This is a genomic window from Vibrio sp. 10N.286.51.C3 (assembly GCF_003050065.1).
Taxonomy (GTDB): domain Bacteria; phylum Pseudomonadota; class Gammaproteobacteria; order Enterobacterales; family Vibrionaceae; genus Vibrio; species Vibrio crassostreae.
In genome coordinates this window covers 1-26,049 of record NZ_PIGC01000009.1, presented here as the reverse complement: position 1 = coordinate 26,049, position 26,049 = coordinate 1, and the positions used below count along the sequence as shown (strand labels likewise).

The window sequence follows — 26,049 nt, the reverse complement described above, 5'->3', positions numbered from 1 at the left end:
AAATCAGAATGTCTTTTGAAACAATTTCAGTTGTAGGCTTAGGTTACATCGGGCTACCGACAGCAGCGATGTTTGCATCACGCAAGAAAAAAGTAATTGGTGTCGATGTAAATCAACGTGCTGTAGATACCATTAACCGTGGTGAGATTCATATCGTAGAACCGGATCTGGATATGATTGTGCATGCAGCAGTAACGGAAGGTTATCTAAAAGCCGTAACTACTCCGGAACCTGCTGATGCGTTTTTGATTGCAGTACCTACCCCCTTCAAAGAGTGCGCTGAAGGTGAAATTCCAGAGCCCGATTTAAGGTTTATTGAAGCTGCGAGTAAAGCTATTGCTCCTGTTCTAAAGAAAGGAGATTTGGTAATTCTTGAATCGACTTCTCCAGTTGGAGCTACTGAGCAAATGGCGGAATGGCTAGCGGAAGCGAGACCTGAATTAACATTCCCTCAAAACGCAGGGCAAAGTGCGGACGTAAATGTCGCTCACTGCCCTGAACGAGTGTTGCCTGGGCATGTTGTGCACGAATTAGTAGAAAACGACCGTGTTATTGGTGGTATGTCAACTCGTTGTTCAGAACGTTCTGTTGAGCTATACAAAGCCTTTGTTCTAGGTGATTGTGTTATCACAAATGCTCGTACAGCCGAGATGGCAAAGTTAACTGAAAACTCATGTCGTGATGTGCAAATAGCATTCGCGAACGAGCTTTCAATTATTTGTGACAAACTGGACATTAATGTTTGGGAGCTAATCTCTTTAGCAAATCGTCATCCTCGTATTAATATCTTGCAGCCTGGCCCTGGTGTAGGTGGGCATTGTATTGCCGTTGACCCTTGGTTCATTGTTTCGAAAACACCAGAAGAAGCGCAAATTATCCATACGGCACGCAAAGTAAATGATGCAAAACCAGAGTGGGTTATTAACAAAGTTAAACTGGCTATTGCAGAGTTCTTACAAACCAATCCTGACAAAACAGCACGTGAAGTGACGGTAGCTTGTTATGGTTTGGCATTCAAGCCTGATATTGATGACTTACGTGAAAGCCCTGCAATGGCGATTGCAAAAAAAATTGCAGAAATGCATGCGGGACGTGTGATTGCAGTTGAACCTAATATTGACTCTGCTACTGAAAAGCTTGGAAATATTGAACTTGTAGAGTTTGAATTAGCGTCAGAAGAGGCTGATGTTCAGGTTCTTCTTGTTGATCATAAGGTTTTCAAAGAAACATTGATTACCAATGGTGTTGTAATTGATACTAAAGGTATTTGGTAAATATATTATCAAATAGAGTTGGATATGAATCAATGAAAATATCGGACATGATATCGTCTAATCAAATTTTTGCCATCTTAAGTAAAGGAGCTGAAGGTGGGAAGGTGATATTAGTCAACATCCTTGTCGCAAGATTTTTAGGAGTTGAAACATTAGGGATTTATGCATACATAATCGGTCTTGTTAGCTTAGTTGCTGTTATAGCAGAATTTAGGATTCTAAATGTATTAGTAAAAGAACTAGTTGTATCTAATGACAACGATATAGGTTGTTTACTTGGTTCTTCACTGTTAAGTAATGTTATTTTTTCACTGGTTGGCTTATCTTGTATCGCGTTATATGTTTTTTTGTTTGAGCATGATAGTGATATTGTTATTGGACTGTTTATTGCTTCTACAATCTATATTGCAAAAATACCTAGAGTGTTCAGGGCACTATTTATATCCCTTGAGAAAAATAAATTAATAATGATTGCTGAGTTTTTTTCTACGATTATTATGATATCAGTGTCGGCGCTAATTGTTTTTTATTCTGATAATCTAAACTATATATTAGCTATTAGAGTTGTTGATTGTCTAGTTATATCTTTTTTCTTGATAGTTTTCTTTAAAAAACTGAACATTAAACTATCTGTAGATTTGGCGAAAATGAAACTGTTGATTTATAAATCAGCACCACTAGTTTTATCTGCAGCAGCTATGATAATTTTTCAGAGAATAGATATAGTAATGATAAAAATGATAAAAGGTAATGAAATGGCAGGGCTTTATAGTGCTGCTACAAATTACATGATGGTTTTTTCATTGCTACCAATGGTTTTATCAGAATCACTCTCTCCGAGGTTGTTCAGAAAAAATGCGATCAAACATAATGAAGTTATTCAAGAAAAGTATATTAGGATTATTGTTTTTTCAGGTTTTCTGATGTCTTGCCTTATGGGGGGAAGCTCTTATTACTTCATACCATTATTATATGGGGATGAGTTTTATAGGAGTGTACAACCGGCTTTGATACTATCATTAAGCCCTGTCCTTATTTCTCTTGGTTGCAGTGCAGGTCAAATAATAATAAATAGTAACTTACAGAGTAAAGCTTTTATTAAGAGTATTTTTGCATGTGTTATAAATATTATCTTTAACTTTTTACTTATTCCCAAGTATGGAATTAATGGAGCAGCAATAGCAACTGTGATTGGTTTTTCTGTGGCAAATTTTATTAGTCATAAGTTTATTTTTGAATTTAATAACATTTTTAGAATGCAAGTTAATGTTTTAACATTTAATAAGAAAGGCTCTAATGATAAAAAAACATTTTAACCTAATTAATCATAACACGTTTAAAACTTCCACTATATGTCAAGATTTTTTTGAGTATCGAGAAGTTGATGAATTGATCGAATTTCATAGTAAAGGTGGGTTGGATTCGAGAGAATATCTAATATTAGGTAGTGGGAGCAATATTCTTTTTAAATCTGATTTTCAAGGGATCATTTTACACCCTAAGAAAAGTAGTATTGAAATTACAGATTTGAATGATGGAACAGTACACCTTAAGGCTTATGCTGGTTTGAGTTGGGATAAATTAGTCGAAAAGTCACTAGAGCAAGGTTTTGTTGGACTTGAAAATTTATCTCTTATCCCAGGGAGTGTAGGGGCTTCACCTGTACAAAATATTGGAGCTTATGGTGTAGAAGTTTCAAATTTAATTTATGAAGTAGAGTGTTATGATTTAGATAATAAAATGTTTGTTACTTTGAATAATAGACAGTGTGAGTTCTCTTACAGAGATAGCATATTTAAAGTAAAGACAAGCCACGTGGTCATATCTGTAACTTATAAATTATACAAATCTAATTTTTTGAAGTATGAAGAGGATAACAATAAAAAGGTATCACCATTAACCTACTTTAAAGAGCTATTTTTGTTTAGTAAGGTTTGTTTAAAAAGTGTAAGTATTGGGAGCAATACTAAATGGAAACTAAAACTGCATTTTGATTACCTAAGAAATTTACTTTCTTCATTTATCCTTCCTGCCAAATTTAAAAGAAAAATTGTAGTATTTATTCGTACACGAGCAATGCCTGATCCAGTAATAAAGCCAAATGTAGGTTGTTTCTTTAAAAGTCCAATTATAACCAATCAACAATTTGACATATTGAAAAAGAAAAACTCGAAAATTACCACCTTTTATTATAATGAAGGTTTTGTAAAGGTTTCTGCAGGAGACTTGATTAGGGACTGTATAAATGAAGATGATTATATTTCGGCTGTTTGTGTTGACCGCCGTCGCCCTATTATCTTGATTAACAATAAGCTTGTGGATGGATCTGAAATTTTTTCTTATTCTCAAGACCTTATCAATCGAGTCGAAGAAAAATATAATATTAAAATTGAACCAGAAGTTGTAATCATTTAGGTTAATATAATGAAAAAAATCAGAACGATGACATTCCACCATGTACTTAATTACGGTGCTGTTTTACAAGCTTATGCTTTAGTTAAATTTCTCAACGATGAAGGTCACGATGCTAAAGTTTTAAACTACTTACCATCATACTTTTTATTTCAAACCTATAGACCATGTAAAGGAATTAAAAAAACAGCAGATAAGTTGAAGAAGATTAAACATTTTTATGATTTTAGAAAACAACATTTACCTATAACAAAAGAAAAGTATTTCTCTTATAATCAATTGAAGAATGTTGATGGAGTTGATGCATTTATATGTGGTAGTGATCAAATTTGGAATAAAAATTTAACAAAAGGAAAGGTAGATAAATCATTTTTGTTAGAATTTTCTGATGTTAATTCTAAGCGAATTTCTTTTGCAGCAAGTGCGGGTTCCAGTCGAATTAGTAATGATCTAAGTTTGGGTAATAATTCATTTGAAAAATTTGACGCTTTGGGAGTAAGAGAAGATACGCTTCAAAAAGACCTAATAGAAATGACTAATAATAAATATGTTGAAGTGGTTTTAGACCCATCCTTGATTGTCAACGATTATAGTAGCGTATCTCGTTTTGATTTAGTACCTGAAGGCGAATTTATTGTAACTTATGTCGTTGGATCAAATGATACATTAGAATATTTTGATCAAAGTATTAAGGAACTTAAACAACATACAAAAATGAAAGTAATTCACTTAGGGGCTAAATCAATTAGTTCTGCTGATGAGAATATCTTAAATCTAGGTCCACAAGATTGGGTTGCGTTTTTGTCTAAAGCCAAATTTGTTGTAACAAACTCGTTTCATGGAACAGCATTTTCAGTTAATTTTAAAAAGCAGTTTATATTTGTCCCTAATCTAAATGAAAATTTAAATAGTCGTCAACTAACCTTATTAAAGAGTTTAGATATTGTTGAAAGGAAGATGAATGATATTACCGAGATGAAAGGTCTTTGTGAAACTGAGATTGATTACAACATCGTTACACCAAAGCTAGATTTACTTGTTGAAAAGTCGAAAGAATTTTTACGTTCAGCATTAAATGGTTAGCTTTTTTCTTCCTCCGTATCGGTTCCGGGTACTATAAAAGGTTAATATTTTGGTTGTAAAAAAAACAATATTATTTTCTATAATATATTGGCTTTTTGCATTCGATTCAGCTTTGAAAATTGACTTTGGCTTTCAAATTCACTTAGGGGTTTTTTTGCTGATTGTTTTGGGTGGGGTTGTTTTACTTTCTTCACCTCAAAAGGCTTGTTGTTTTGTAGGACGCGATAAATTTTATTTCATAGTTACAATATATATTATAATATCTGGCTTTATTTTTTTTGAGAGCGGTTATAAATCAATTCTGATATATGTATTATTGTCATTGTTTATTTATTTTACCTGTTATTCAATGGAGAGGAAATTCACACATCAAGCATTTTATTATTTTCAGATTTTTATGATAGTTACCGGCCTGTTTCAGTATTCATTATATAAGATAACAGGCTATCAAATTAGTTTTATAGATGCCGAGCATTATAGTAAAGGTTCTTCCGTATCTCATCGATTGCGTGGTTTTTTTGTTGAGCCTAATTGGTTTGCTATCTCTTTTATTTTTAACTCGTTACTTCTCATTGGTAGAGATATAGTTACTTTCACAAAGAATAATAAATATTTGGCCTTGTTTTCTGCGCTAGTTTTAATTTTGAATGGGTCATTAACAACTATGGGTATTTTTATGATTATATATACAGTGCCCGTAATTATAAGAAACCCTATCAAAGCAATTTTCGGTGTTGTTTTTTTGACTTTTTTACTGTCATTAGTTTTTTATTTCAGAATGATTATTAACCAAAAGCAGCCAAGTGAAATGTTAAACCATACTTCTAGGCTGATACCTTTTGAAAGAGTAGTCGAACACTTGAGAGCTAGTGAACCTATAAATCTTGTTTTCGGTTACGGACTCGGAAGTTGGGGGACTAAAGCGATAGAGAATCGTTTGTCTGTACTTGTATTTGAAGAGAAGCCTTCAGCAAGGGACGGAAGTGAAGCTCCTGTTATGCTTTTTGAATTTGGTATATTTGGTGTTGTTCTGCTAATTATAGACCTAATTATTGTTTATTGTAGGGCTAGCAATGATGATATTCACCTAAAGGGAGGTGTTATATTATTCTTTGTATGCTTACTTTTCTATCCTACTTTAAAATTTTGGATTTATATGCCTTATTACTTCATTATCCGTACTAGAATTGTTAAGGGTTAATACATGAATATTCATTTAATTAACGATTCAAATATTACTCGAGGTGGAGCCCAAAAAATAGTCAATGAACTTGGTAATATCCCCAATTCTATTGTTCTTGATAAAAACAGCCCATCAGATATATGGTTCACTAAATTTAAATTTAAATTTAGCTGGATAATTGACTTGATTTGGATAATATCTAGATGTAAAGACCCAAAAATAATTATGCATAGCCGATGTTTTTTTATATTATTACCATACTTTAAAATTAAAAATATAAATTGTATATTTTATTGTCATGCCCAATATAGGAGCTTTAAGTTTTTATTTGGTTTTCTAAGTTTTAAACGTTATATATGTGTATCAAATAGCACTAAAGATTATTTGATAGGATGTAATGTTCGAAGTGATATTATAGACGTTGTATCTAACCCCATACTATCTTTGAGTAGAGATATTGATTCTATTAAGTATGATTTTGGTAAAAGAGAGTATGCATATATAGGAAGCTTAGAACCATGGAAGGGGATATTAGATTTAGTTAAGTTGTTAGAACTTCATGGAAGAATTAATAGTCTAACTTCAACGTTATATGTTGTAGGTAAGGGAAGTCTAGAAAGTGAATTAGAACAAATGAAAGTTGAACTAAATTATGTTGAGCTTGTTTTCTTCGGGTATAAAGAAGATCCGTTTTCTGCCATCAAACTTGTACCAATTGTTATTATCCCTTCATTAGAAGAAGGGTTTGGTTTAGTAGCGATAGAATCTAGGTATAAAAATAAAATTGTAATTTTTAACAATATTGCAGCACTAAATGAAGTTTGTAGGCAGGATTCATTATGTATACCGTATGATAATTCTGATTTCTCTTCATTTAATCATGCTCTTATTCTATCGAAAACATTAATTAGTAAACTTCATGATAAACGCAATGGATTGAAGCGTAGAGATGTTATTAGTAAAGAATTTGGTTTAGCTCGCTTTAAAAATAAAGTGTCTTTTATTTTAAAATAATAATGTAAGTGGTCAAATGAAATTATCAAATTGTACTGTTTTTGAATGTGAAGTAAATAACTCCACGATGAAGGAAACGCTAGATGTAATAACTCATCGAATTAATAACTCCATTTTTACACAGCATTGTGTGGTTAATGTTGCGAAGATAGTAAATATGCAGAGTGATCAAAGACTTAAAGAATCTGTTACATCTTGTGACGTTGTTAATATTGATGGTATGGGCGTTGTTTGGGGAGGGAGATTGCTAGGGTGCAACATTCCTGAAAGAGTTGCGGGTATAGATTTATACTCTGAGCTTATATCTTTAGCCGCAGATAATAGCTGGCCTGTTTATTTCCTAGGTGCTTCTGATAATATTGTTCGAAGTGTTGTTGAAATCGAGCAATCTCGTCACCCTGACTTGATCGTTGCTGGATTCAATCATGGGTATTTTGGGGAAGACGAAAAACCTGTTGTGGAAGATATACGAAACTCGGGGGCAAGGCTGCTATTTGTTGCAATAACGTCGCCTAAAAAAGAGAACTTTATAAATAAGTGGAAAGGTCAGCTGAATGTTGATTTCGTTATGGGAGTTGGGGGCACGTTTGATGTTATAGCTGGTAAAGTTAATCGAGCACCTGTTTGGATGCAAAAATCTGGATTAGAGTGGTTGTATAGAGTGTTACAAGAACCTAAGCGGATGGCAAAACGGTATTTCGTAACTAATAGTATGTTTATATTACTATGCTTTAAAGCAAGGTTTAATAAAATTAGGTAGCCCATTAATGAAATATCAGAAAGGAGTCTTGCAGACTCGTCAGTCCTCAGTAGTTATGTTTACAAGGTTTTCCGACTTAATTATAATTTTTTTCAGTTCAATCTTAGTCTCTAGTTATTTTACGGAATTAGGAAAAGCAGAAAGCTATTTGGCAGCATTCAGTTCAATGTTGGTATTCTATGCAATCTGTGAGTTTCAAAATTTTTATGTATCTTGGCGAACAACACCTTTTAGAATAGAATTTCGAAAGTTGAGTATTATTTGGTTTTTTTCATTCTTGACTGTTATCAGCTTTGAATCATTTGTTAACCTTGATATTTTCACTTCGTCTGCACATCAGTTCTATTGGTTTCTTTCTACATGGTTTCTTTTGATTTCTTATCGCAGAATTCTTAAATCGCTACTTCATTATATTCGTAGTCGTGGATTTAGCACACAAAAAGTAGCAATTGTAGGCTATGGAAGGCTAGGGCAAGAACTATCAACAAGAATTTCCTCGTCTCCTTGGATGGGACTTCAAGTTTTTGGGTTTTACGACCTGCCAGGATTTTGCCAGAGTGAAGGTGTTTCTTTAGACATGATGAAAGGCGACTTATCTGATTTAATATTAGATGCTCAATCTGGTAAATTTGAAAAAGTATATATAGCCCTTCCCGTTTCTAAGCAATCCCATATCTCTGATATAGTTAATGAGTTATCAGATACTACTTGTTCGGTATTTTATTTACCGGATATATTTACTTTTGAGTTATTAAATTCTAGAAGTGATAATTTAGCTGGTCTACCTATAATTAGCATCTATTCTTCACCAATGGATAGCTCTAATCGTATTCTTAAGAGGTTTTTTGATTTATTAGTAGGAAGTATTATTTTAACTATTATTTTGTTACCTATGATCGTAATTGGTTTTGCTGTCAAATTGACATCCCGAGGTCCTGCTCTATTTAAGCAGCATCGTTACGGTATTGATGGTATTGCCATAAATGTTTGGAAGTTTCGTACCATGGATGTTATGGAAAATTCCAATATAGTTACTCAGGCAAAGAAAGGTGATAGTAGACTTACGTCGATCGGTGGTTTTTTGCGTCGTACCTCTTTAGATGAATTACCACAGTTTATAAATGTTATCCAAGGAAGCATGTCCATTGTTGGTCCTCGTCCCCATGCGGTTGCACACAATGAAGAATATCGAAAACTAATTAATGGTTATATGTTAAGACACTTGGTTAAACCGGGTATAACAGGGTGGGCACAAATTAACGGTTGGCGGGGAGAAACTGATACCTTAGACAAAATGGAAAAGCGAGTTGAGTTTGATCTCGATTATATACAAAACTGGTCTATTCTGTTGGATGCTAAAATTGTATTTTTGACAATATTTAAAGGCTTTTTAGATAAAAATGCGTATTAGAGTTTATAGGTAGCTTTGTTAGGCGTTGTGATCAAATCAACTTGAAGATGAACGACACCATATACGACTAGCCGTTAGCTTCTAACAAGCATGCCTAGTCCTATGACTTTGTTTATTGCTTTGACATTCTCCATGATTTCGCCCACTTGAGCGCTTGAGGAGCTCAAACTCAATTTGCCGTTTGTTAGTCCTTTATATCGGACATTGCCGTCTCAGATATTGAGCGATAGTGGTAGCCAGACTTGGCTTTCCACTCCGCAGTTATCCCTTTTTTATAGTTATTACTGCTTCGTTTTTGGGATGGCAGTCTTCCCAAAGTGCTGTATTTTTTCGAGGTGCTATCAACGTCGTACAGCCTTTTTGTCTCAGAGCCTCTTGGCTTTTTTTATGTGATATGCCCCATTGGCTACTCAGCGGTGACCTTTCTGCGTTGTTGGTTGAGTAACGTCGGTAGCACTTTACTATCGCCAACACTTACAAGGTGACTTCCGCGCTAATAGCTTCGTGAGTCTCCACATGTTCAGCTAAGTGCACTTTGCGCCATGTTCTACGTTTTTCTATACCATACTTTTTCACTCACTCCCACCAAAGACTTTAAGGCTAGTCGAATCAATGGCTATATGGCGAATAATCCCTCTAGATTTATTGCGACATTTGACCTAAATCGTCTTCGGTCGTTTACTAATGCAGGTGTAGTTAGGAGACGTCAGATATAGATCCAATAGCTCAAAAATGGAGTCTGTAAAGCCTTGAGGATCACGTAATGGCAGGGAGAAACTCCCTTAATTATCAACGCAGTTTCAATCGTTGTATCAGAGTCTCGGAAGCCTCTACCACGCAGCCATGATAGGTTTTGTATCGCCATGCATCTACGGTTTAATCGTCTATCCAGAACGCAACTGAACCACGATTGCAAAGAGCTTTGTTGTACTCAGCCTAGTTGGTTATCTTCTTTTTACGTTGGCTTGCTAACCTTACAGGACTGGAGGGGGGGGCGTATGGTTGATGGTATCTTTGGTGTACAAAAAACATCGCACGGCTTAACGTGCGTTGTGTGCCACGCTGATGGGTAGAACTTTATTTTCAAGGAAACAGTAGACAGATAATGTCTGCGAAAAGTTGTTCATCAAATGACGCTTTTTTTCACATTCGATCATCCTACCTGCGCCCTTTCTTGATCTTCCACTACAGTTTTGACTGTAAACTGTAGTAAAATTACGCTAATTTGTTTTTATACCGATTTATTTTGAATTGAACGAGGTCAGTCCTATGTCAGCTAAGAAGCCAATGGCTCTAGTGATCCTTGACGGTTACGGTTACCGTGAAGACAACCAAGACAACGCTATCGCGAACGCTAAAACACCAGTATTAGACGGTCTTATTGCTAACCAACCTAACACGCTAATCTCGGCTTCTGGCTTAGATGTAGGCCTACCAGATGGCCAAATGGGTAACTCTGAAGTGGGTCACACCAATATTGGTGCGGGTCGCGTGGTATATCAAGATCTGACTCGTATCACTAAGTCAATTTCAGACGGCGAGTTCGGCCAAACTGAAACGCTAGTGAATGCTATCGATAAAGCGGTGAAAGCTGATAAAGCGGTTCACATCATGGGCCTTATGTCTCCAGGTGGCGTTCACTCTCATGAAGATCACATCTACGCGGCTGTTGAAATGGCAGCAGAGCGTGGCGCAGAGAAAATCTACCTACACGCTTTCCTAGACGGTCGTGATACACCGCCACGTAGTGCAGAAAACACATTAGCTCGCTTCCAAGAGTTGTTCGCTAAACTGGGCAAAGGCCGTGTGGCTTCGCTTATTGGTCGTTACTACGCAATGGACCGTGATAACAACTGGGATCGCGTTCAAGAGTCTTACGACCTACTGACTCAAGCAAAAGCTGAGTTCACATTCGACACTGCAGTAGCTGGCCTAGAAGCGGCTTACGCTCGTGATGAAAACGATGAGTTCGTGAAAGCGACTGAAATCAAAGCGGAAGGCGAAGAGTCTGCCGCTATCGTTGATGGCGATGCGGTTATCTTCATGAACTACCGTGCTGACCGTGCGCGTGAAATCACACGTGCATTCGTTCCTGATTTCGACGGCTTTGCTCGTAACGTATTCCCAGCGATCGATTTCGTGATGCTAACTCAATACGCTGCAGACATCCCACTTCTATGTGCATTCCCACCGGCTTCTCTAGAGAACACCTACGGTGAGTGGCTATCGAAAGAAGGCAAAACGCAGCTACGTATCTCTGAAACAGAGAAATACGCGCACGTGACGTTCTTCTTCAACGGCGGTAAAGAAGACGAGTTTGAAGGCGAAGAGCGTCAGCTTGTTGCTTCTCCAAAAGTAGCAACGTACGACCTACAACCAGAAATGAGCGCACCAGAGCTTACTGAAAAGTTAGTTGCTGCAATCAAAGGCGGCAAATACGACGCTATCGTTTGTAACTTCCCTAACTGTGACATGGTTGGCCACACTGGCGTTTACGATGCAGCGGTTAAAGCCGTAGAGTCACTAGACGAATGTCTTGGCAAAGTGGTTGAAGCAATCAAAGAAGCTGACGGCCAACTGCTTATCACTGCTGACCACGGTAACGCGGAAATGATGGTAAACCCAGAAACGGGCGGCATCCACACTGCGCACACTAACCTACCAGTGCCACTTATCTACGTGGGCAGCAAAGACGTTGAGTTCAAAGAAGGCGGTAAACTGTCTGACCTAGCACCAACGATGCTTTCTCTGTCTGATATCGCAATTCCGGCTGAGATGTCAGGTGACGTGATCGTTAAATAGTTTTAACTTTCATCGAATACTAGAACGGCTGCGCGTGAGTGTGGCCGTTTTTTTGTATCTGGAGTTTGAGGAATAGATGCGAGATACGAGTAAACGGGATTCGAAGAGCTTAAGAGCGGATGCGTGATACGGGTAATCGGGATTCGAAGAGCTTAAGAGCAGATTCGGGATACGGGTAAACGAGTAGCGAAGAGCTTTAAGAGCAGATGCGAGATACGGGTAAACGGGATACGAAGAGCTTAAGAGCGGATACGGGATGCGAGTAAACGGGATTCGAAGAGCTTAAGAGCAGATTCGGGATGCGAGTAAACGGGATACGAAGAGCTTAAGAGCGGATACGGGATGCGAGTAAACGGGATTCGAAGAGCTTAAGGGCTGGATGCGTGATACGGGTAAACGAGATGCGAAGAGCTTAAGAGCGGATGCGGGATGCGAGTAAACGGGATACGAAGAGCTTAAGAGCGGATGCGAGATACGAGTAAACGGGATTCGAAGAGCTTAAGAGCAGATTCGGGATGCGGGTAAACGGGATACGAAGAGCTTTAAGGGCAGATACGGGATGCGCGTAAACGGGATTCGAAGAGCTTTAAGGGCAGATGCGAGATACGAGTAAACGGGATTCGAAGAGCTTTAAGAGCAGATTCGGGATGCGAGTAAACGGGATACGAAGAGCTTTAAGGGCAGATACGAGATACGGGTAATCGGGATGCGAAAAGATTTAGAAGGTTAGAGCAGATATGAGATTAGAAAAGATGAAAGGATAGAAGTCTCGAACTTTGGTTCTTTATTAATACTTTTCTACGATGTTCTTTTGAGATGATTAGGTTTTCGGTCTTTAGGTAGAAATTGTGCTTTATAGAAAACTTGATGTTTGGCAACGAAGCCCGCAGTTATCGATAAATGTTTATCGGGGAATGTCTATGTGTAGAGATTTTGGTTTTAAAGATCAGATTACTCGTAGTGCTTTATCTGTACCTAGCAATATCGCAGAAGGCTGTGAGCGGAAATCTCTGAAAGAGCGTAAGCACTTCTTTGCAATCGCTAAGGGGTCTATAGGTGAATTTGCAACTCAAGCTGACATAGGCTCTGAAGTTGGGTTCATTTCCAAGAGCGTTGGTGAGCAATGGCAATCGGAAGCATTTCAAATCTCACGCATGTTAGGAGCTTTAATCAAGTCACTAGAACAATAACTTCCTTTGCTTTTCTCATCTCGTTCACTCGAATCCTACATCTGCTTTTATCTCAGCTCTTTGCCTTTCGCATCTCGCTACCCGAATCTCTCACCTGCTCTTACATCTTTTCGCATCTCGATACCCGAATCTCTCACCTGCTCTTACATCTTTTCGCATCTCGATACCCGAATCTCGCATCTGCTCTTACATCTTTTCGCATCTCGATACCCGAATCTCTCACCTGCTCTTATATCTTTTCGCATCTCGCTACCCGAATCTCGCATCTGCTCTTACATCTTTTCGCATCTCGATTACTCGCATCTCGCATCTGCTCTTACATCTTTTCGCATCCCGGTTACTCGCATCTCGTATCTGCTCTTAAGCTCTTACATCTTTTCGCATCTCGATTACTCGCATCCCGTATCTGCTTTCCCCCTCACACGAAGTGCAAAACAATAGCATGAAATACCACCCATGATGTTCCCCAAGGCTAAGCCAATAAACAGCCCTTCGACACCATCAATTTGGCTGCCTATCCAAGCGAATGGCAATGTGAATACAAACAAACGCATGAAGCTCCATTGAAAGGCTTTGAGAGGTTGATGCATGGCATTCATTGCACTAATCAGCATCATGATAATTCCTTGGAAGCCATAGCTAAACGGGACAACTAACAGGTAATGCCACAGGATGCCTCGTACAGATTCTTCTTGAGAGAACAGGGCGGCCAAAGGGATGCTCAATGGCACCATCATTAAGAAAATCAAACCTTGGAACATCACGGCGAAGCGCATGCTTAAGAACAGAGCTTTGAAACTACGTTGTGGATTATTAGCGCCAAAGTTTTGCGCCATGAAAGGCGTAAGAGCCGAAGTCAGAGACATCAACACAATGATAAGAATCGATTCAATACGCTGGGCAGCGCCATAAGCCGCTACAGCTTCTGTCCCTTGTTTGGCTAACATCATCATGATAATGGCGCCAGCAAGTGGGTTAAGGGCATTGGAAAGCGCGGCGGGTGTGCCAATGGTTAAGATCTGTTTCCAGTCATCGATGATGTTTTTTAGCTTAGGCGGAGCAAGTAGCTTTTCTCGTATGGTTAATACATACAGTGAGCCACATAAAGCACCAAACCAACTGAATCCGCTAGCAATGGCTGCGCCTTGAATTCCTAGCTCTGGGAAAGGGCCGTAACCAAAGATTAATAGAGGATCGAGAATGCCGTTAATCAGGCCTGCCAACATCATGATTTTGGCCGGTGTTTTGGTATCACCACTGGCTCGTATTGCGCTATTACCTGCCATTGGAATAACAAGTAGCGGTATCGCTAAATACCAGACTGACATGTATTCGGATATCAGTGGCAGTAACTCAGGTTCTGCCCCCAACAGAGTAAACATAGGCTCTAGTGTTACTAAGCCCAGTGTTGATGCAAAGCCAACAAGCAACACCGCAAGCAGTAAACCGTGGCAAGTAAAGCGAGCGGCATTTTGTGCGCAACCTTGGCCAAGTAACCTTCCAATACACGTCGAAAGGCCGATGCCAAGCCCCATGGTGATGCAGTTGATGGCAAAGGTGACAGGGAAGGTGAAGCTCACCGCAGCAAGGGCTTGGGTACCCAGTAATGAGATAAAGAAGGTATCGACTAAGTTAAACATCAAGATCGCCACCATACCGAATATGGTCGGTATGGTCATGGTACGCAATGTACTCTCAATAGGAGCAGTTAATAGCCCGTGCTTATCTTGCATGTAAAACGCCGATTGAACTAGAATATGGCTAGGATACAGTGAATTGTGAGTAGTCTGAAGATCGCTTTCATAAAGTTTACAAATCACACAATACTAACAGCATACGGTGTGATAGCATTCTGCCGTTATTAATTCAGATGTTTTGAGAGATTTATAGTGAAGCAGCATACACAGCCACACTCCCTGCAAGACCCATCGTTGGATACAACGGGCGATAAGATTGATTTGTTAGAGCTTTTTAAGGCCTTGTGGGACGGCAAGTTAATGGTCATATTGGTTACTGCTTTATTTACTGCTAGTAGTATTGGTTTTGCTTTGTTAGCTCAAGAGTTGTGGTCTTCCAATGCAAAGATCACCAAGGGTCAACCCCAAAACCTAGCTGCATATCAACAACAAGTGAAGCAGTTTCAACCTATTTTCGATATCTATCAAGAAGATGGCACCGTCCTTGTCAGTAGAGAACTGGATGGTTTGGTTGATCCTAAGGTATTGTTTCAGCGCTTTATGAATACCTTTAACTCAGCGGATAATAAGAGAGATTTCTTAGGTAATAGTGCTGCGTTTCAAGAGTTTAAAAACTCTATGCTTGTTGACAGTTCTGATATGACACCGGATGAGGTTAGAATCTTATATGCAAAATGGTTTGATAGTATTTCCGCTTCTAAAGTCGATAAAAAGGATCTTAATTCACCATATACTATTAGTTTTCAAACAACGACTAAGGAAAGTAGTTTCGACTTGTTAACAGCTTACATTTTGACTACAGAGTTAAAAGCTCGTGAAGATGCATTTAATAACTTACGCGCTATAGTGAATAGCAAGCATAATGAGCTGATCCAACAAAAAAGAATTTTAGAAAGCCAGGCAAGTACTAAGTTGTTAGTTGAAACTGAGCGAACAAAATATGCAGCCCAAATTGCCAAGTCTGCAGGAGTCGATAGACCAATTCAAACAGGCAATGAGAGTGAATTATTTAGCATCGATTTAGGTGCTAAGGGCTTAGATGCAAAAGTTAAAGCCCTAGAGTCAGTTAAAAATTTAAGTGTTATTGAGCCTCGTCTTCAACAAATAAATGCAAAACTGGATATGTTGAAGAATCTTGAAATTGATCGAAATGCTGAGTTTCAAACGTTCCGTTACTTAGATAATGTTGAAAAACCGATAACTCGTGATAAACCTAAACGTGCTTTGATAGTTATATTTGGAACATTGTTAGGTGGTATGTTTGGGGTTGCGATCGTTCTAATACGTTTTGTGTTTAGAAAAGAAGACTAAGTTTCTAATGGCTAGTGTTATCACTGGCCATTTTTCTTTTCTCACTCCTTGTTGTTTGAGTTTCCTCACAAAAAGTCCACCTCCCCCCTTGGGTTCTTCCACATCGCCCCAACATACTCTTTAACCCCATGCCAATCGTGGCAACTATCAAATTAAATGGAAATTATCAGGAGATCTGACCGATGAATATCCGTCCTCTACACGACCGAGTTATCGTTGAGCGCCAAGAAGTTGAATCTAAATCTGCTGGTGGCATCGTTCTAACTGGTTCTGCCGCTGAAAAATCAACTCGCGGTGTAATTCTAGCTGTTGGCAAAGGCCGCATTCTAGAAAACGGTTCAGTACAACCATTGGACGTTAAAGTTGGCGACACTGTTATCTTCGCTGAAGGCTACGGCACTAAATCTGAAAAAATCGACGGCAAAGAAGTTCTGATCATGTCTGAAAACGACATCATGGCGATCGTTGAGTAATCCGACCCATAAAACTGAACTGACTGAATAAAGAATTTAAAGGAAATAAAGATGGCTGCTAAAGACGTTAAATTTGGTAACGACGCACGTATTAAAATGCTAGAAGGTGTAAACGTTCTGGCTGACGCGGTAAAAGTAACGCTAGGTCCTAAAGGCCGTAACGTTGTTCTAGACAAATCATTTGGCGCACCAACGATCACTAAAGATGGTGTTTCTGTTGCACGTGAAATCGAACTTGAAGACAAGTTCCAAAACATGGGCGCACAAATGGTGAAAGAAGTGGCTTCGCAAGCGAATGACGCAGCGGGCGACGGTACAACAACGGCGACAGTTCTTGCACAAGCAATCATCACTGAAGGCCTAAAAGCCGTTGCTGCTGGCATGAACCCAATGGATCTTAAGCGCGGCATCGACAAAGCGGTTATCGCAGCAGTTGAAGAGCTTAAAGGCCTTTCTGTTCCATGTTCTGATACTAAAGCTATCGCTCAAGTAGGTACTATCTCTGCGAACTCGGATTCGACAGTAGGTAACATCATTGCTGAAGCGATGGAAAAAGTAGGCCGTGATGGCGTAATCACAGTTGAAGAAGGCCAGGCTCTACAAGACGAGCTAGACGTAGTTGAAGGTATGCAGTTCGATCGCGGTTACCTATCTCCTTACTTCATCAATAACCAAGAAGCGGGTTCTGTTGATCTAGAAAGCCCATTCATTCTGCTTATCGACAAGAAAGTTTCGAACATCCGTGAACTTCTTCCGACTCTAGAAGCAGTAGCTAAGGCATCTCGTCCACTTCTTATCATCGCTGAAGATGTAGAAGGCGAAGCGCTTGCAACTCTCGTTGTGAACAACATGCGTGGCATCGTTAAAGTGGCTGCTGTTAAAGCACCTGGTTTCGGTGACCGTCGTAAGTCTATGCTTCAAGACATCGCTATCCTAACGGGCGGCACGGTTATCTCTGAAGAGATCGGTCTAGACCTTGAGAAAGTAACGCTAGAAGACCTAGGTCAAGCTAAGCGTATTACTATCACTAAAGAAAACTCAACCATCATTGATGGCGCGGGTGATGAAGTGATGATCCAAGGTCGCGTTTCTCAAATCCGTCAACAAATCGAAGATGCAACGTCAGATTACGACAAAGAGAAGCTTCAAGAGCGCGTAGCGAAACTAGCTGGCGGTGTTGCAGTAATCAAAGTTGGCGCTGCGACTGAAGTTGAGATGAAAGAGAAGAAAGACCGCGTAGAAGATGCACTTCACGCAACTCGCGCTGCAGTTGAAGAAGGTGTGGTTGCTGGTGGTGGTGTTGCACTTATCCGCGCTGCATCTAAAGTTGCTAACCTTGAAGGTGACAACGAAGAGCAAAACGTAGGTATCCGTGTTGCACTACGTGCAATGGAAGCACCGATTCGTCAAATCACTAAGAACGCGGGTGATGAAGAATCAGTGGTTGCTAACAACGTTCGTGCTGGCGAAGGTAACTACGGTTACAACGCGGCTACGGGTGAATACGGCGACATGATTGCTATGGGTATCCTAGATCCAACTAAGGTGACTCGTTCTGCACTTCAGTTCGCAGCATCAGTTGCTGGTCTTATGATCACAACAGAAGCGATGGTGACAGACAAGCCTCAAGATTCAGCTCCTGCAATGCCTGATATGGGCGGCATGGGCGGTATGGGTGGCATGGGCGGTATGATGTAAACCACTAAAGATAATTAAGTTATTAATAAACAATGACTTAATTTCACGTGGGCGCGAATGTAGACGTTGAGGGATGCCGGTTTGAAGATTCTGGCATCCCTTTTTTAATGGCAACTCTATTCTTTTTATTTTAAAAGGTTTCCGGAGTTATGTTTTGTCTTTAAAGTATGTGACAAGGTGTTCATATAAAAGAGTTAAGAGCAAAGGCAAAGGGGCTACAGTTTATTACAAGGCTGGATTGTGTTGGGAGGGGTAATAGTAGCAACCAAGCGTTGTCTGTTGGGAAGAAGCACAAAACATCTGTTGGAAGGTGTTGATTATTTGGAATAAAAAAGGAGTATCACCGGCGGTATTAAGCCTTAGTACCCATAAATAATCATCGACAGGTCAATTGATGTTTATCATGGCTGGTGCGGTTGCTAGTTTTGATTTCTAGGTGTTACTTGAAGGTAAGAAGAAGGAATTGTTATTGTAAATTCAAAGGGCGAGAGTCGTGTTTGTTTTTCAAGTATTTATCGATCAGGAAAAGATGAGGGGCAAAACGAAGTATAGATTTCATTTACAGCTTCTTAGTTTAGGGTATGATTAACCTTTTTACTTCCCATAGTAATGTGTCAGGGGGATCGGCTTTGGATAAGAAAAACCAACAAATATTATCACTTCAGATCTTAAGGGGGGTAGCAGCTTGGCTTGTTGTTTATCATCACTATAGTCAAGTGTTTTTTTCTTGGGATATGTCGAAAAGTATATTTGGAGAAAGTGTAGGCTATTTCCTTATGCATTATGGAAAGCTTGGAGTTGATATATTCTTTGTTATCAGTGGTTTTATTATATTTCTAAGCGCACAGCGAATGCTAAATGCGAAAAAGTTTATAATAAATAGGTTATTACGAGTGGTTCCACCCTACTGGTTCTATACATTAGTAATGGTTATTCTTTCATTTTTTATACCAGATGCTATAACTTCAGAATGGACTGTGTCATCGCTGATAAAGTCATTACTGTTCATACACCATGAAAACCCATCCCCCTCTCTAGGAGCTTATCCATATTTAACAGTTGGTTGGACTTTGTTATTTGAAGTGTCATTCTACATAATATGCATGTCTAGTATACTAATTTTTAAGAAGTATTGGTTTATGCCTGTCGTTCTTTTGTTGTTGTTTCCTCGTCAATTATGGCCATTCGACAGCTTTAGTTTCTTCTTTGAGTCAAAGTACATTGGAGAGTTTGCTTGGGGGATTGTTATTGGGCTAGGGTATACCAAAGGGTTATTCAAGACTAATAATCTTATCTCATTGCTTTTGTTATCTTTCTCTTGTGGTTTCTTTATCTATGGTGGTGCTCAACCATATAAAATAACTGCTATTGTTTTATTGGTTATGGCGCTTCTCATGTGTAACGAGAAAGTGTTTGATAGCTATGCTTTTTTTCCGCTTAAGAAGTTAGGTGATTATTCCTACTCTACATATTTAATCCATGCAGCAATATCTGTTCCAATTTGCAGTTATATTTTTGATATTAAAGACTACCATAACAATGATCTAATATTGTTTTTTACTTATACAGTATTGACCTTGCTTCTTTCATACTTGAGTTATAGGTATATTGAAGGGCGTTTAGTTTCACGCTGTAAAAAAGTAAGCTGTGTATTTAGCGTCTTTAAAGAAAAAAAGATTGAGATTAGTGGTTAAAATGTAGTCGTTCATGAACGAGGCTATATCTATATAAAAAATCGAAAACCCATCTCAGAGTATGTATTTAGATGGGTTTTTTTATAAATTTTCTCTAGTAGCTCTTTTCTAGTTTGCTTGAAATGTTAGTGACTTTGATTCGAAAAAACCATCGGTTTACATTAGAGGCACTTCATATATTAAGCGCCTTAATTAAATAGCTAGAACAATGAAAAAAAGAAGGCGATTATTCTCTTTCTCTATTCTTATCTCTTCGAAACTCATTTATCAGCACCTCGCATTCGCATTCGCATTCGCATTCGCACCTCGTCACCCGTATCCCGCATCTGCTCTTATCTCTGCTCTTTGCTTTTCGAATCTCGTTTACTCGTATCCCGCATCTGCTTTTATCTTTGCTCTTATTCTTTTCGCATCTCGCTACTCGTATCTCTCATCCGCTCTTATTCTTTTCTCATCTCGTTCACTCGAATCCCACATCTGCTCTTTGCTTTTCGCATCTCGTTTACTCGCATCCCGCATCTGCTCTTAATCATTGCTCTTTTTGATTTACCGTCTTATATTCAACAGTACAGTTATGACATTGGTCTAACATGGATAGCTGTTGAATAAAGGATAATAAATGCTTGATTGAAAATGGATTAATCAAGTCAACAATAAGTCAGTGGAGACTCCCCAATGAAAAAACTACTTTCAGTACTTGCTGTGTCGGCAGCAGTAATGGCACCAGCGGCATTCGCTTCTTCGCCTGTTATGTTTTCAACGATCAACGGCTTCAACGCACCTGATTCAGATGCGGTTGGCGGTGTACGTTTAGCTCTGCTTCACGGACAAGTAAACGACCTTAAAGGTGTTGATCTTGCGGTCGTTGGTATGTCTGAGACGCAAACAACAACAGGTGTGAACCTGGGTATCTTCGGTGCATCAAAAGTGAATCAAGAAATGACTGGTGCTTCACTTGGTTTCTTCAACTGGAACACAGGTAAAACAACGGGTGTTAACCTTGGTGCAGTGAACATTACCAATGATGTAAAAGGCGCGAACGTGAGTTTCGTCAACTACTCAGAAGGTAACACTATGGTTGATGTTGGCGCAGCGAACCTTTCAGAAGTGTCGACGGTTCAGGTTGGTATCTTCAACAAAACCAACAAAATCGAAGGTGTACAAGTTGGCCTGATCAACTGTGCTGATAACGGTTTCTTCCCGTGCTTCCCGATTGTCAACTTTGCTAAATAAAGCGGTCGTTTAGCCTTTAGTTCTACTATTGGCGAGCGATGTTTAGTTGGCGTATTAGCTTTTATTTAGCGCATTAGCGTTTAAAAGCTAAGCCTATCAACGCCTAAACCCTTGTTTAGGCGTTATTACATTCAATTCCACAACCAAGATAAACTTCTCAAACCACCTGATAAGCATATTGTTTTATATTTCCTGTTGCAGTATTTTTACTTATAAGTACAATGTGCGATAAATTCCCAATGATGATTTATATGCTTTGATTAACCACCATACCATCGATTTTAAAAAGGCTTTTTTAAGTCTGACCGCCAGTTTTTTAGTAGTTTTGAGCTTGTTGCTCGTTGATTCAGCGGAAGAATCAGATAAACAGTATGGAATCGAAAACCAAGGCGTGACACGCTCTTTAGCGGAGCTCACACAGATCATAAATGCGCTTGAGTACAACATCACTGCGCTTTATCCACTGCATGGGGATACCTACGTATTCTCGCATGACAAAAAGATTGAAGGTGAGACGTGCTACTTCACTAGTGAGGAGCAACATGCCCCTCGTTTTGATTTTATGTTCTCTGGCCCTCGCGAGATGTGTAACCCGAAATCGGACCTTTATACCGAAGCGGGTAAGCGTTTGTTTACTGCGCCTACCATGGCCTATTTCGCCAATACCATTGATACCATCTCAGCGATCTACTTCATCTCGAAAGAGAAGTTTATTATCTCTTCCCCCTCTGATATTGCCCAATATATGAAAGGTGATACGTTCGACTCTGTCGTAAATAGCCGACCATATTGGATCAATACGGTTCGCTTTGGCCTATCGCAAGGCAAAGACCAAGTGGTGTATACCGGCCAATACGATGATTATCTGACAGGTCAAAAAGTGGTGACCTTAACCAAAGGGATCTACGTTAATGGTGAGTTTAAAGGGGTATTGGGTGTCGATGGCTATGTCTCTAACCTAGTATCAAACCCTACCCATGGCTATAAAGTCACAAGTACGCGAGGCGCAAACAAATACGGCTTTATGGACTTTACCTATTCTAAGCCTCTGTATGTTGATGACATTAACACCCAGCTATATCTGAGTATTGAAGAAGATAAGAGCGAGCACTTTCTGCATGTATTGGAGATGGAGAAGATTCAGCTTTCGATACTGTTGGTTTTGTATCTGCTCTCGGTTTTATGGCTATGGCGTTTCTATACAAGACAAGAGCACCAGCGTTTAAATGCCCTAGCAATGTGCGACCCATTAACGGGCTTGCTGAATCGACGTGGCTTTGAAACCCGATTACTGGCGCAAGATGAAGAGCCGATTATTGGTGTTGGCGTGTTTGATATCGATGATTTCAAAGTCGTTAATGATCAATATGGTCATAAAGTGGGGGACGAGGTGATTTGTCATGTTGCTCAGTTGATGCTGAACAGCGTTAGACAGCAAGATATCGTGGCTCGATTTGGTGGTGAAGAGTTTGTTGTTGCGATTACGGGTGAATCATCAGAGTTGCTTTCATCGATCTTTGAGCGAATCAAAAACGACATTAGCCTACAGAGTTATCGATGCCCAACGGGTGACAAGATAAATATCTCTGTCTCTGGTGGCGCGACGCTCTACTCTTTGTACAAATTCGACAGTGTTGGGCACTTGTGGGAAAACCAGAGTATTCGCGCTTGCGACGAACAGCTCTATAAGGCAAAGGCTGCGGGCAAGAACCAGGTGTGTATTCAGGTGTATTAAGCGCTTTCGTAATAGCTTAAAGCCTAGTCGTTTGACTAGGCTTCTTTTTTGTCTAAGGAATTGTGTCTAGTAAATCTCATTCAAGAAGAGAGGTTACTTTTTCGCGCGACCTTTTCTCATCCACTTTTGGTGAACACCACGACGCAGGCTCTGGAAGCTATTTTCCACCTTGTCGACACCAAGCAGAATCACTAGCGCCATTAGCGTGATAATGACTGATTGAGAAAGGTGGCCAAGTGCGATCATCATACCTAATGCAGCGAGCACCCAGATAATCGCGGCTGACGTGACTCCATGAATCTTGCCATCCAGTGTCATCATTACCCCTGCGCCAAGGAAACCCACCCCAGTAATTATCTGCCCAAGCACACGAGCTTGATCGAGCGTATTAGGGGAAAGGCTAATCGCCATGGTGAGGAAGAAGTAGGTGCCGCTGATGATCAGAATCGATGTCCTGATCCCTACCGGTTTACCGCGTGTTTGTCGCTCGATGCCGATTAACGAACCACACAGCATGCATACTGCAAGACCTGCCCAGCTAAAGGGGGCAAGGTTGAGAGTTTGTTCTATAAATTGTGTCATATCACCCCTCCTAAAAATTTAGAATAGAGCCGAGTATGCTAATAATAGACCGGACGATCGAACAAAAACTTTTTGTCTTAACGATTGATAAAGATGACTTAAAGTCTAGCAGCCGATGTTGTTAAGGTGAAGCTAGGGGAGTTTTTTCTTTTGTCGCTTCTTGATACTCAAGAAGCGACCATTGCTCGAGATAGAGTTATTCAATGTGTAGGTCGAGTGGTGTCTTGCTGCTGCGTCCGCCAATCTCTCGGGTTAACTTAGGTACTAGGTAGCCAGAAACCTCAGAGATCAAACCCTTGAAGTGGTGCTTGGCTTCTTCATCTGAAATATAGAAATGAGCAGCGCCCTGAACCTTATCAAGCACATGCATATAGTAAGGTAAAACACCGGCATCGAATAGTTTTTCGCTTAATTCTTTCAATGAGTTAGTGCTGTTGTTCACACCTTTAAGCATCACGCCTTGGTTGAGCAGAGTCGCACCAGTTAGCTTAAGCTTATGGAAGGCTTGCTTGAGCTCCAAGTTGATTTCATTGGCATGGTTAATATGGCTGACCATGACCACATTGAGATGAGTTTGAGCTAGCAATTGGCACAGTTCATCCGTTACTCGAGCGGGAATCACAACCGGTAATCGGCTATGAATTCGAACGGTTTTTACATGTGGGATCTGTTCGATAGCATTGATAAGCCACTCTAGTTCGCTGTCTTTGGCCATCAGTGGATCGCCACCCGACAAGATAAACTCGTTGATCTCTGGGTGAGCCGTCACATAGTCGAGGCTGGTTTGCCAAACAGACTTTGAGCCCTTGTTATCTTGATAAGGGAAGTGACGACGGAAGCAGTAGCGGCAGTTAATCGCACAGCCACCTTTCACTATCATCAGTGCACGATTTTTATATTTGTGCAGTAAGCCCGGGATTGCGTTCTCTTGCTCTTCCAGTGGATCGGCGGAATAGCCTTGGTGCACCTCAAACTCTTCACTTAGCGGTAAAACCTGTCTTAGCAAAGGATCGTGTGGGTTGCCTTTTTCCATTCGTTCGACAAAGCTAAGAGGTACCCGAAGTGCAAATAGCTCACGAGCAGCGAAGCCTGCTTGCCACGGTGTTGGGTCTATTTCCAATGCCTCAAGCAGTTTTGTCGGGTCAGAGATCGCATTCGATAGTTGTTTGAGCCAGTTTTGCTCAACAGATTCGACTTTTCGGGTTATGATATGCGGCATTGAAATTAACTCAAAGATGTGGAAGAGAAAATCATGGCGTCAGTAAGCACCAATGAATTCAAAGGCGGTTTAAAATTCATGTTAGATAACGAGCCTTGCTCAATTATCGACAATGAATACGTTAAGCCAGGTAAAGGCCAAGCGTTTAACCGTGTAAAACTTCGTAAACTGCTGTCAGGCAAAGTGTTAGAGAAAACATTCAAATCAGGCGAAAGCTTTGAGCTTGCAGATGTTGTTGACGTTGAACTAGGTTACCTATACAACGATGGCGAATTCTATCACTTCATGAACAACGAAACATTTGAGCAAATCGCAGCAGACGTAAAAGCAGTTGCTGACTCTGCAAAATGGTTAGTTGAAAATGACGTTTGTACTCTAACGTTGTGGAATGATAACCCTATCACAGTAACTCCACCAAACTTTGTTGAGATCGCAGTAACAGAAACCGATCCTGGCCTTAAAGGCGACACACAAGGTACTGGCGGTAAGCCTGCAACTCTAGCAACTGGCGCGGTTGTTCGCGTACCTCTATTCATCGCAATCGGTGAAGTTGTTAAAGTTGATACTCGTACTGGCGAATACGTTGGTCGTGTGAAGTAATTTGATTGTGCCCATCTTGTTTTGGATGGCTCAGTACAATGAAAAAGGTCGCTCATGAGCGACCTTTTTTGTATCTGGCGGTCAGGAAAAGCAGAAGGGCAGATTCGAGTAAGCGAGATGCGGGATGCGAAGAGCTTAAGAGTAGATGCGAGTAAGCGAGATACGGGATACGAAGAGCGGAAGAGGAAGATACGCGTAAACGAGATGCGCGATACGAAGAGCTTGAAGGGCAGATGCGCGTAAACGAGATGCGAGATACGAAGAGCGGAAAGGGTAGATGCGCGTAAACGAGATGCGGGATGCGAAGAGCTTGAAGGGCAGATGCGAGTAAGCGAGATGCGAGATACGAAGAGCTTGAAGGGCAGATGAGAGTAAGCGGGATGCGGGATACGAAGAGCTTGAAGGGCAGATGAGAGTAAGCGGGATGCGGGATACGAAGAGCGGAAAGGGCAGATGCGCGTAAACGAGATGCGAGATACGAAAAACAAAAAAAAAGCAGAGCTGGATAACCTAGCTCTGCTTTCGCTTTTCTGCTCTTAAGCTTTTCGCATCTCGATTACTCGAATCCCGCATCTGCTTTAAGCTCTTCGCATCTCGATTACTCGAATCCCGCATCTGCTTTAAGCTTTTCGCATCTCGATTACTCGAATCCCGCATCTGCTTTAAGCTTTTCGCATC

At 40.0% G+C, this 26,049-nt stretch carries 20 protein-coding genes and 1 pseudogene; 17 read left to right on the top strand and 4 right to left on the bottom strand.

Annotated features, from left to right (window positions below; all coding sequences use genetic code 11):
- Positions 1-8 precede the first annotated feature (8 nt).
- The 8 genes from wecC to CWO27_RS11530 are packed head-to-tail and all read left to right on the top strand — an operon-like array spanning position 9 to position 9,137.
- On the top strand, positions 9-1,274 hold the full coding sequence (gene wecC, locus CWO27_RS11565; protein ID WP_107899000.1) for a UDP-N-acetyl-D-mannosamine dehydrogenase: 1,266 nt from the start codon (positions 9-11) through the stop codon (positions 1,272-1,274).
- Positions 1,275-1,306: 32 nt separating this feature from the next.
- On the top strand, positions 1,307-2,590 hold the full coding sequence (locus CWO27_RS11560) for a flippase (protein WP_107898999.1): 1,284 nt from the start codon (positions 1,307-1,309) through the stop codon (positions 2,588-2,590).
- A complete protein-coding gene (locus CWO27_RS11555) occupies positions 2,571-3,689 on the top strand; it encodes an FAD-binding protein (protein WP_107898998.1) in 1,119 nt (372 codons plus the stop codon). Before CWO27_RS11560 ends, CWO27_RS11555 begins: the two co-directional genes overlap by 20 nt.
- Positions 3,690-3,698: 9 nt before the next feature.
- The gene (locus tag CWO27_RS11550) at positions 3,699-4,769 is read left to right on the top strand and encodes a polysaccharide pyruvyl transferase family protein (protein ID WP_107898997.1); all 1,071 of its coding nucleotides are present in this window, start codon (positions 3,699-3,701) and stop codon (positions 4,767-4,769) included.
- Positions 4,770-4,818: 49 nt separating this feature from the next.
- The gene (locus tag CWO27_RS11545) at positions 4,819-5,970 is read left to right on the top strand and encodes a hypothetical protein (RefSeq protein ID WP_107898996.1); all 1,152 of its coding nucleotides are present in this window, start codon (positions 4,819-4,821) and stop codon (positions 5,968-5,970) included.
- A 3-nt stretch (positions 5,971-5,973) separates the two neighbouring features.
- Positions 5,974-6,966 carry a glycosyltransferase gene (locus tag CWO27_RS11540; RefSeq protein ID WP_107898995.1) on the top strand — a complete coding sequence of 331 codons (993 nt, stop codon included), beginning with the start codon at positions 5,974-5,976 and terminating at the stop codon, positions 6,964-6,966.
- Between the two features lie 16 nt (positions 6,967-6,982).
- Positions 6,983-7,726 (top strand): WecB/TagA/CpsF family glycosyltransferase, encoded by a 744-nt coding sequence (locus CWO27_RS11535; protein ID WP_107898994.1) that lies wholly within the window; start codon positions 6,983-6,985, stop codon positions 7,724-7,726.
- 7 nt (positions 7,727-7,733) lie between these two features.
- The gene (locus tag CWO27_RS11530; RefSeq protein ID WP_107898993.1) at positions 7,734-9,137 is read left to right on the top strand and encodes an undecaprenyl-phosphate glucose phosphotransferase; all 1,404 of its coding nucleotides are present in this window, start codon (positions 7,734-7,736) and stop codon (positions 9,135-9,137) included.
- A gap of 74 nt (positions 9,138-9,211) precedes the next feature.
- Here CWO27_RS11530 and CWO27_RS11525 read toward each other — a convergent pair.
- A pseudogene (locus CWO27_RS11525) lies at positions 9,212-10,085 on the bottom strand (IS5 family transposase).
- A gap of 321 nt (positions 10,086-10,406) precedes the next feature.
- Between CWO27_RS11525 and gpmM the strand changes: the two are divergent.
- Both gpmM and CWO27_RS11515 read left to right on the top strand, forming a co-directional pair.
- Positions 10,407-11,939, top strand: a complete 1,533-nt coding sequence (gpmM, locus tag CWO27_RS11520) for a 2,3-bisphosphoglycerate-independent phosphoglycerate mutase (RefSeq protein ID WP_107898992.1) — start codon at positions 10,407-10,409, stop codon at positions 11,937-11,939.
- Positions 11,940-12,787: 848 nt separating this feature from the next.
- Positions 12,788-13,129, top strand: coding sequence for a four helix bundle protein (locus tag CWO27_RS11515; RefSeq protein ID WP_107898991.1), 342 nt, complete (start codon positions 12,788-12,790; stop codon positions 13,127-13,129).
- Positions 13,130-13,518: 389 nt separating this feature from the next.
- On the opposite strand, the gene CWO27_RS11510 is transcribed toward CWO27_RS11515, so the two are convergent.
- Complete coding sequence (locus CWO27_RS11510) at positions 13,519-14,862, bottom strand: MATE family efflux transporter (protein WP_107898990.1); 1,344 nt, start codon at positions 14,860-14,862, stop codon at positions 13,519-13,521.
- 156 nt (positions 14,863-15,018) lie between these two features.
- Here CWO27_RS11510 and CWO27_RS11505 point away from each other — a divergent pair, with 156 nt between their 5' ends.
- The 6 genes from CWO27_RS11505 (at position 15,019) to CWO27_RS11480 (ending at position 22,970) form a co-directional block, all read left to right on the top strand.
- The gene (locus CWO27_RS11505) at positions 15,019-16,137 is read left to right on the top strand and encodes an LPS O-antigen chain length determinant protein WzzB (RefSeq protein WP_102431593.1); all 1,119 of its coding nucleotides are present in this window, start codon (positions 15,019-15,021) and stop codon (positions 16,135-16,137) included.
- A gap of 182 nt (positions 16,138-16,319) precedes the next feature.
- Positions 16,320-16,610, top strand: a complete 291-nt coding sequence (locus CWO27_RS11500) for a co-chaperone GroES (RefSeq protein WP_004741353.1) — start codon at positions 16,320-16,322, stop codon at positions 16,608-16,610.
- A 51-nt stretch (positions 16,611-16,661) separates the two neighbouring features.
- Positions 16,662-18,308, top strand: coding sequence for a chaperonin GroEL (gene groL, locus CWO27_RS11495; protein WP_048607778.1), 1,647 nt, complete (start codon positions 16,662-16,664; stop codon positions 18,306-18,308).
- 629 nt (positions 18,309-18,937) lie between these two features.
- Entirely contained in the window at positions 18,938-20,002 is a 1,065-nt protein-coding gene (locus CWO27_RS11490; RefSeq protein WP_170960805.1) for an acyltransferase family protein, read from the top strand.
- Between the two features lie 675 nt (positions 20,003-20,677).
- Positions 20,678-21,235, top strand: coding sequence for a VC2662 family protein (locus tag CWO27_RS11485; protein ID WP_017068001.1), 558 nt, complete (start codon positions 20,678-20,680; stop codon positions 21,233-21,235).
- A 256-nt stretch (positions 21,236-21,491) separates the two neighbouring features.
- Positions 21,492-22,970 carry a sensor domain-containing diguanylate cyclase gene (locus CWO27_RS11480; protein WP_107898988.1) on the top strand — a complete coding sequence of 493 codons (1,479 nt, stop codon included), beginning with the start codon at positions 21,492-21,494 and terminating at the stop codon, positions 22,968-22,970.
- Between the two features lie 93 nt (positions 22,971-23,063).
- Here the strand turns inward: CWO27_RS11480 and CWO27_RS11475 are convergent, their stop codons facing one another.
- Positions 23,064-23,552, bottom strand: a complete 489-nt coding sequence (locus CWO27_RS11475) for an MgtC/SapB family protein (protein WP_055320086.1) — start codon at positions 23,550-23,552, stop codon at positions 23,064-23,066.
- A 196-nt stretch (positions 23,553-23,748) separates the two neighbouring features.
- Positions 23,749-24,771 (bottom strand): EF-P beta-lysylation protein EpmB, encoded by a 1,023-nt coding sequence (gene epmB, locus CWO27_RS11470; protein ID WP_107898987.1) that lies wholly within the window; start codon positions 24,769-24,771, stop codon positions 23,749-23,751.
- Between the two features lie 33 nt (positions 24,772-24,804).
- Here epmB and efp point away from each other — a divergent pair, with 33 nt between their 5' ends.
- Entirely contained in the window at positions 24,805-25,371 is a 567-nt protein-coding gene (efp, locus tag CWO27_RS11465) for an elongation factor P (protein ID WP_048661402.1), read from the top strand.
- The last annotated feature ends 678 nt before the right edge of the window (positions 25,372-26,049 follow it).

Coding starts and splice junctions, on each gene's coding strand:
- groL (WP_048607778.1), top strand. CDS start 16,662: ATGGCTGCTAAAGACGTTAAATTTGGTAACGACGCACGTATTAAAATG.
- wecC (WP_107899000.1), top strand. CDS start 9: ATGTCTTTTGAAACAATTTCAGTTGTAGGCTTAGGTTACATCGGGCTA.
- CWO27_RS11535 (WP_107898994.1), top strand. CDS start 6,983: ATGAAATTATCAAATTGTACTGTTTTTGAATGTGAAGTAAATAACTCC.
- CWO27_RS11560 (WP_107898999.1), top strand. CDS start 1,307: ATGAAAATATCGGACATGATATCGTCTAATCAAATTTTTGCCATCTTA.
- CWO27_RS11500 (WP_004741353.1), top strand. CDS start 16,320: ATGAATATCCGTCCTCTACACGACCGAGTTATCGTTGAGCGCCAAGAA.
- gpmM (WP_107898992.1), top strand. CDS start 10,407: ATGTCAGCTAAGAAGCCAATGGCTCTAGTGATCCTTGACGGTTACGGT.
- CWO27_RS11510 (WP_107898990.1), bottom strand. CDS start 14,862: ATGCAAGATAAGCACGGGCTATTAACTGCTCCTATTGAGAGTACATTG.
- CWO27_RS11475 (WP_055320086.1), bottom strand. CDS start 23,552: ATGACACAATTTATAGAACAAACTCTCAACCTTGCCCCCTTTAGCTGG.
- CWO27_RS11540 (WP_107898995.1), top strand. CDS start 5,974: ATGAATATTCATTTAATTAACGATTCAAATATTACTCGAGGTGGAGCC.
- epmB (WP_107898987.1), bottom strand. CDS start 24,771: ATGCCGCATATCATAACCCGAAAAGTCGAATCTGTTGAGCAAAACTGG.
- CWO27_RS11485 (WP_017068001.1), top strand. CDS start 20,678: ATGAAAAAACTACTTTCAGTACTTGCTGTGTCGGCAGCAGTAATGGCA.
- efp (WP_048661402.1), top strand. CDS start 24,805: ATGGCGTCAGTAAGCACCAATGAATTCAAAGGCGGTTTAAAATTCATG.
- CWO27_RS11550 (WP_107898997.1), top strand. CDS start 3,699: ATGAAAAAAATCAGAACGATGACATTCCACCATGTACTTAATTACGGT.
- CWO27_RS11530 (WP_107898993.1), top strand. CDS start 7,734: ATGAAATATCAGAAAGGAGTCTTGCAGACTCGTCAGTCCTCAGTAGTT.
- CWO27_RS11555 (WP_107898998.1), top strand. CDS start 2,571: ATGATAAAAAAACATTTTAACCTAATTAATCATAACACGTTTAAAACT.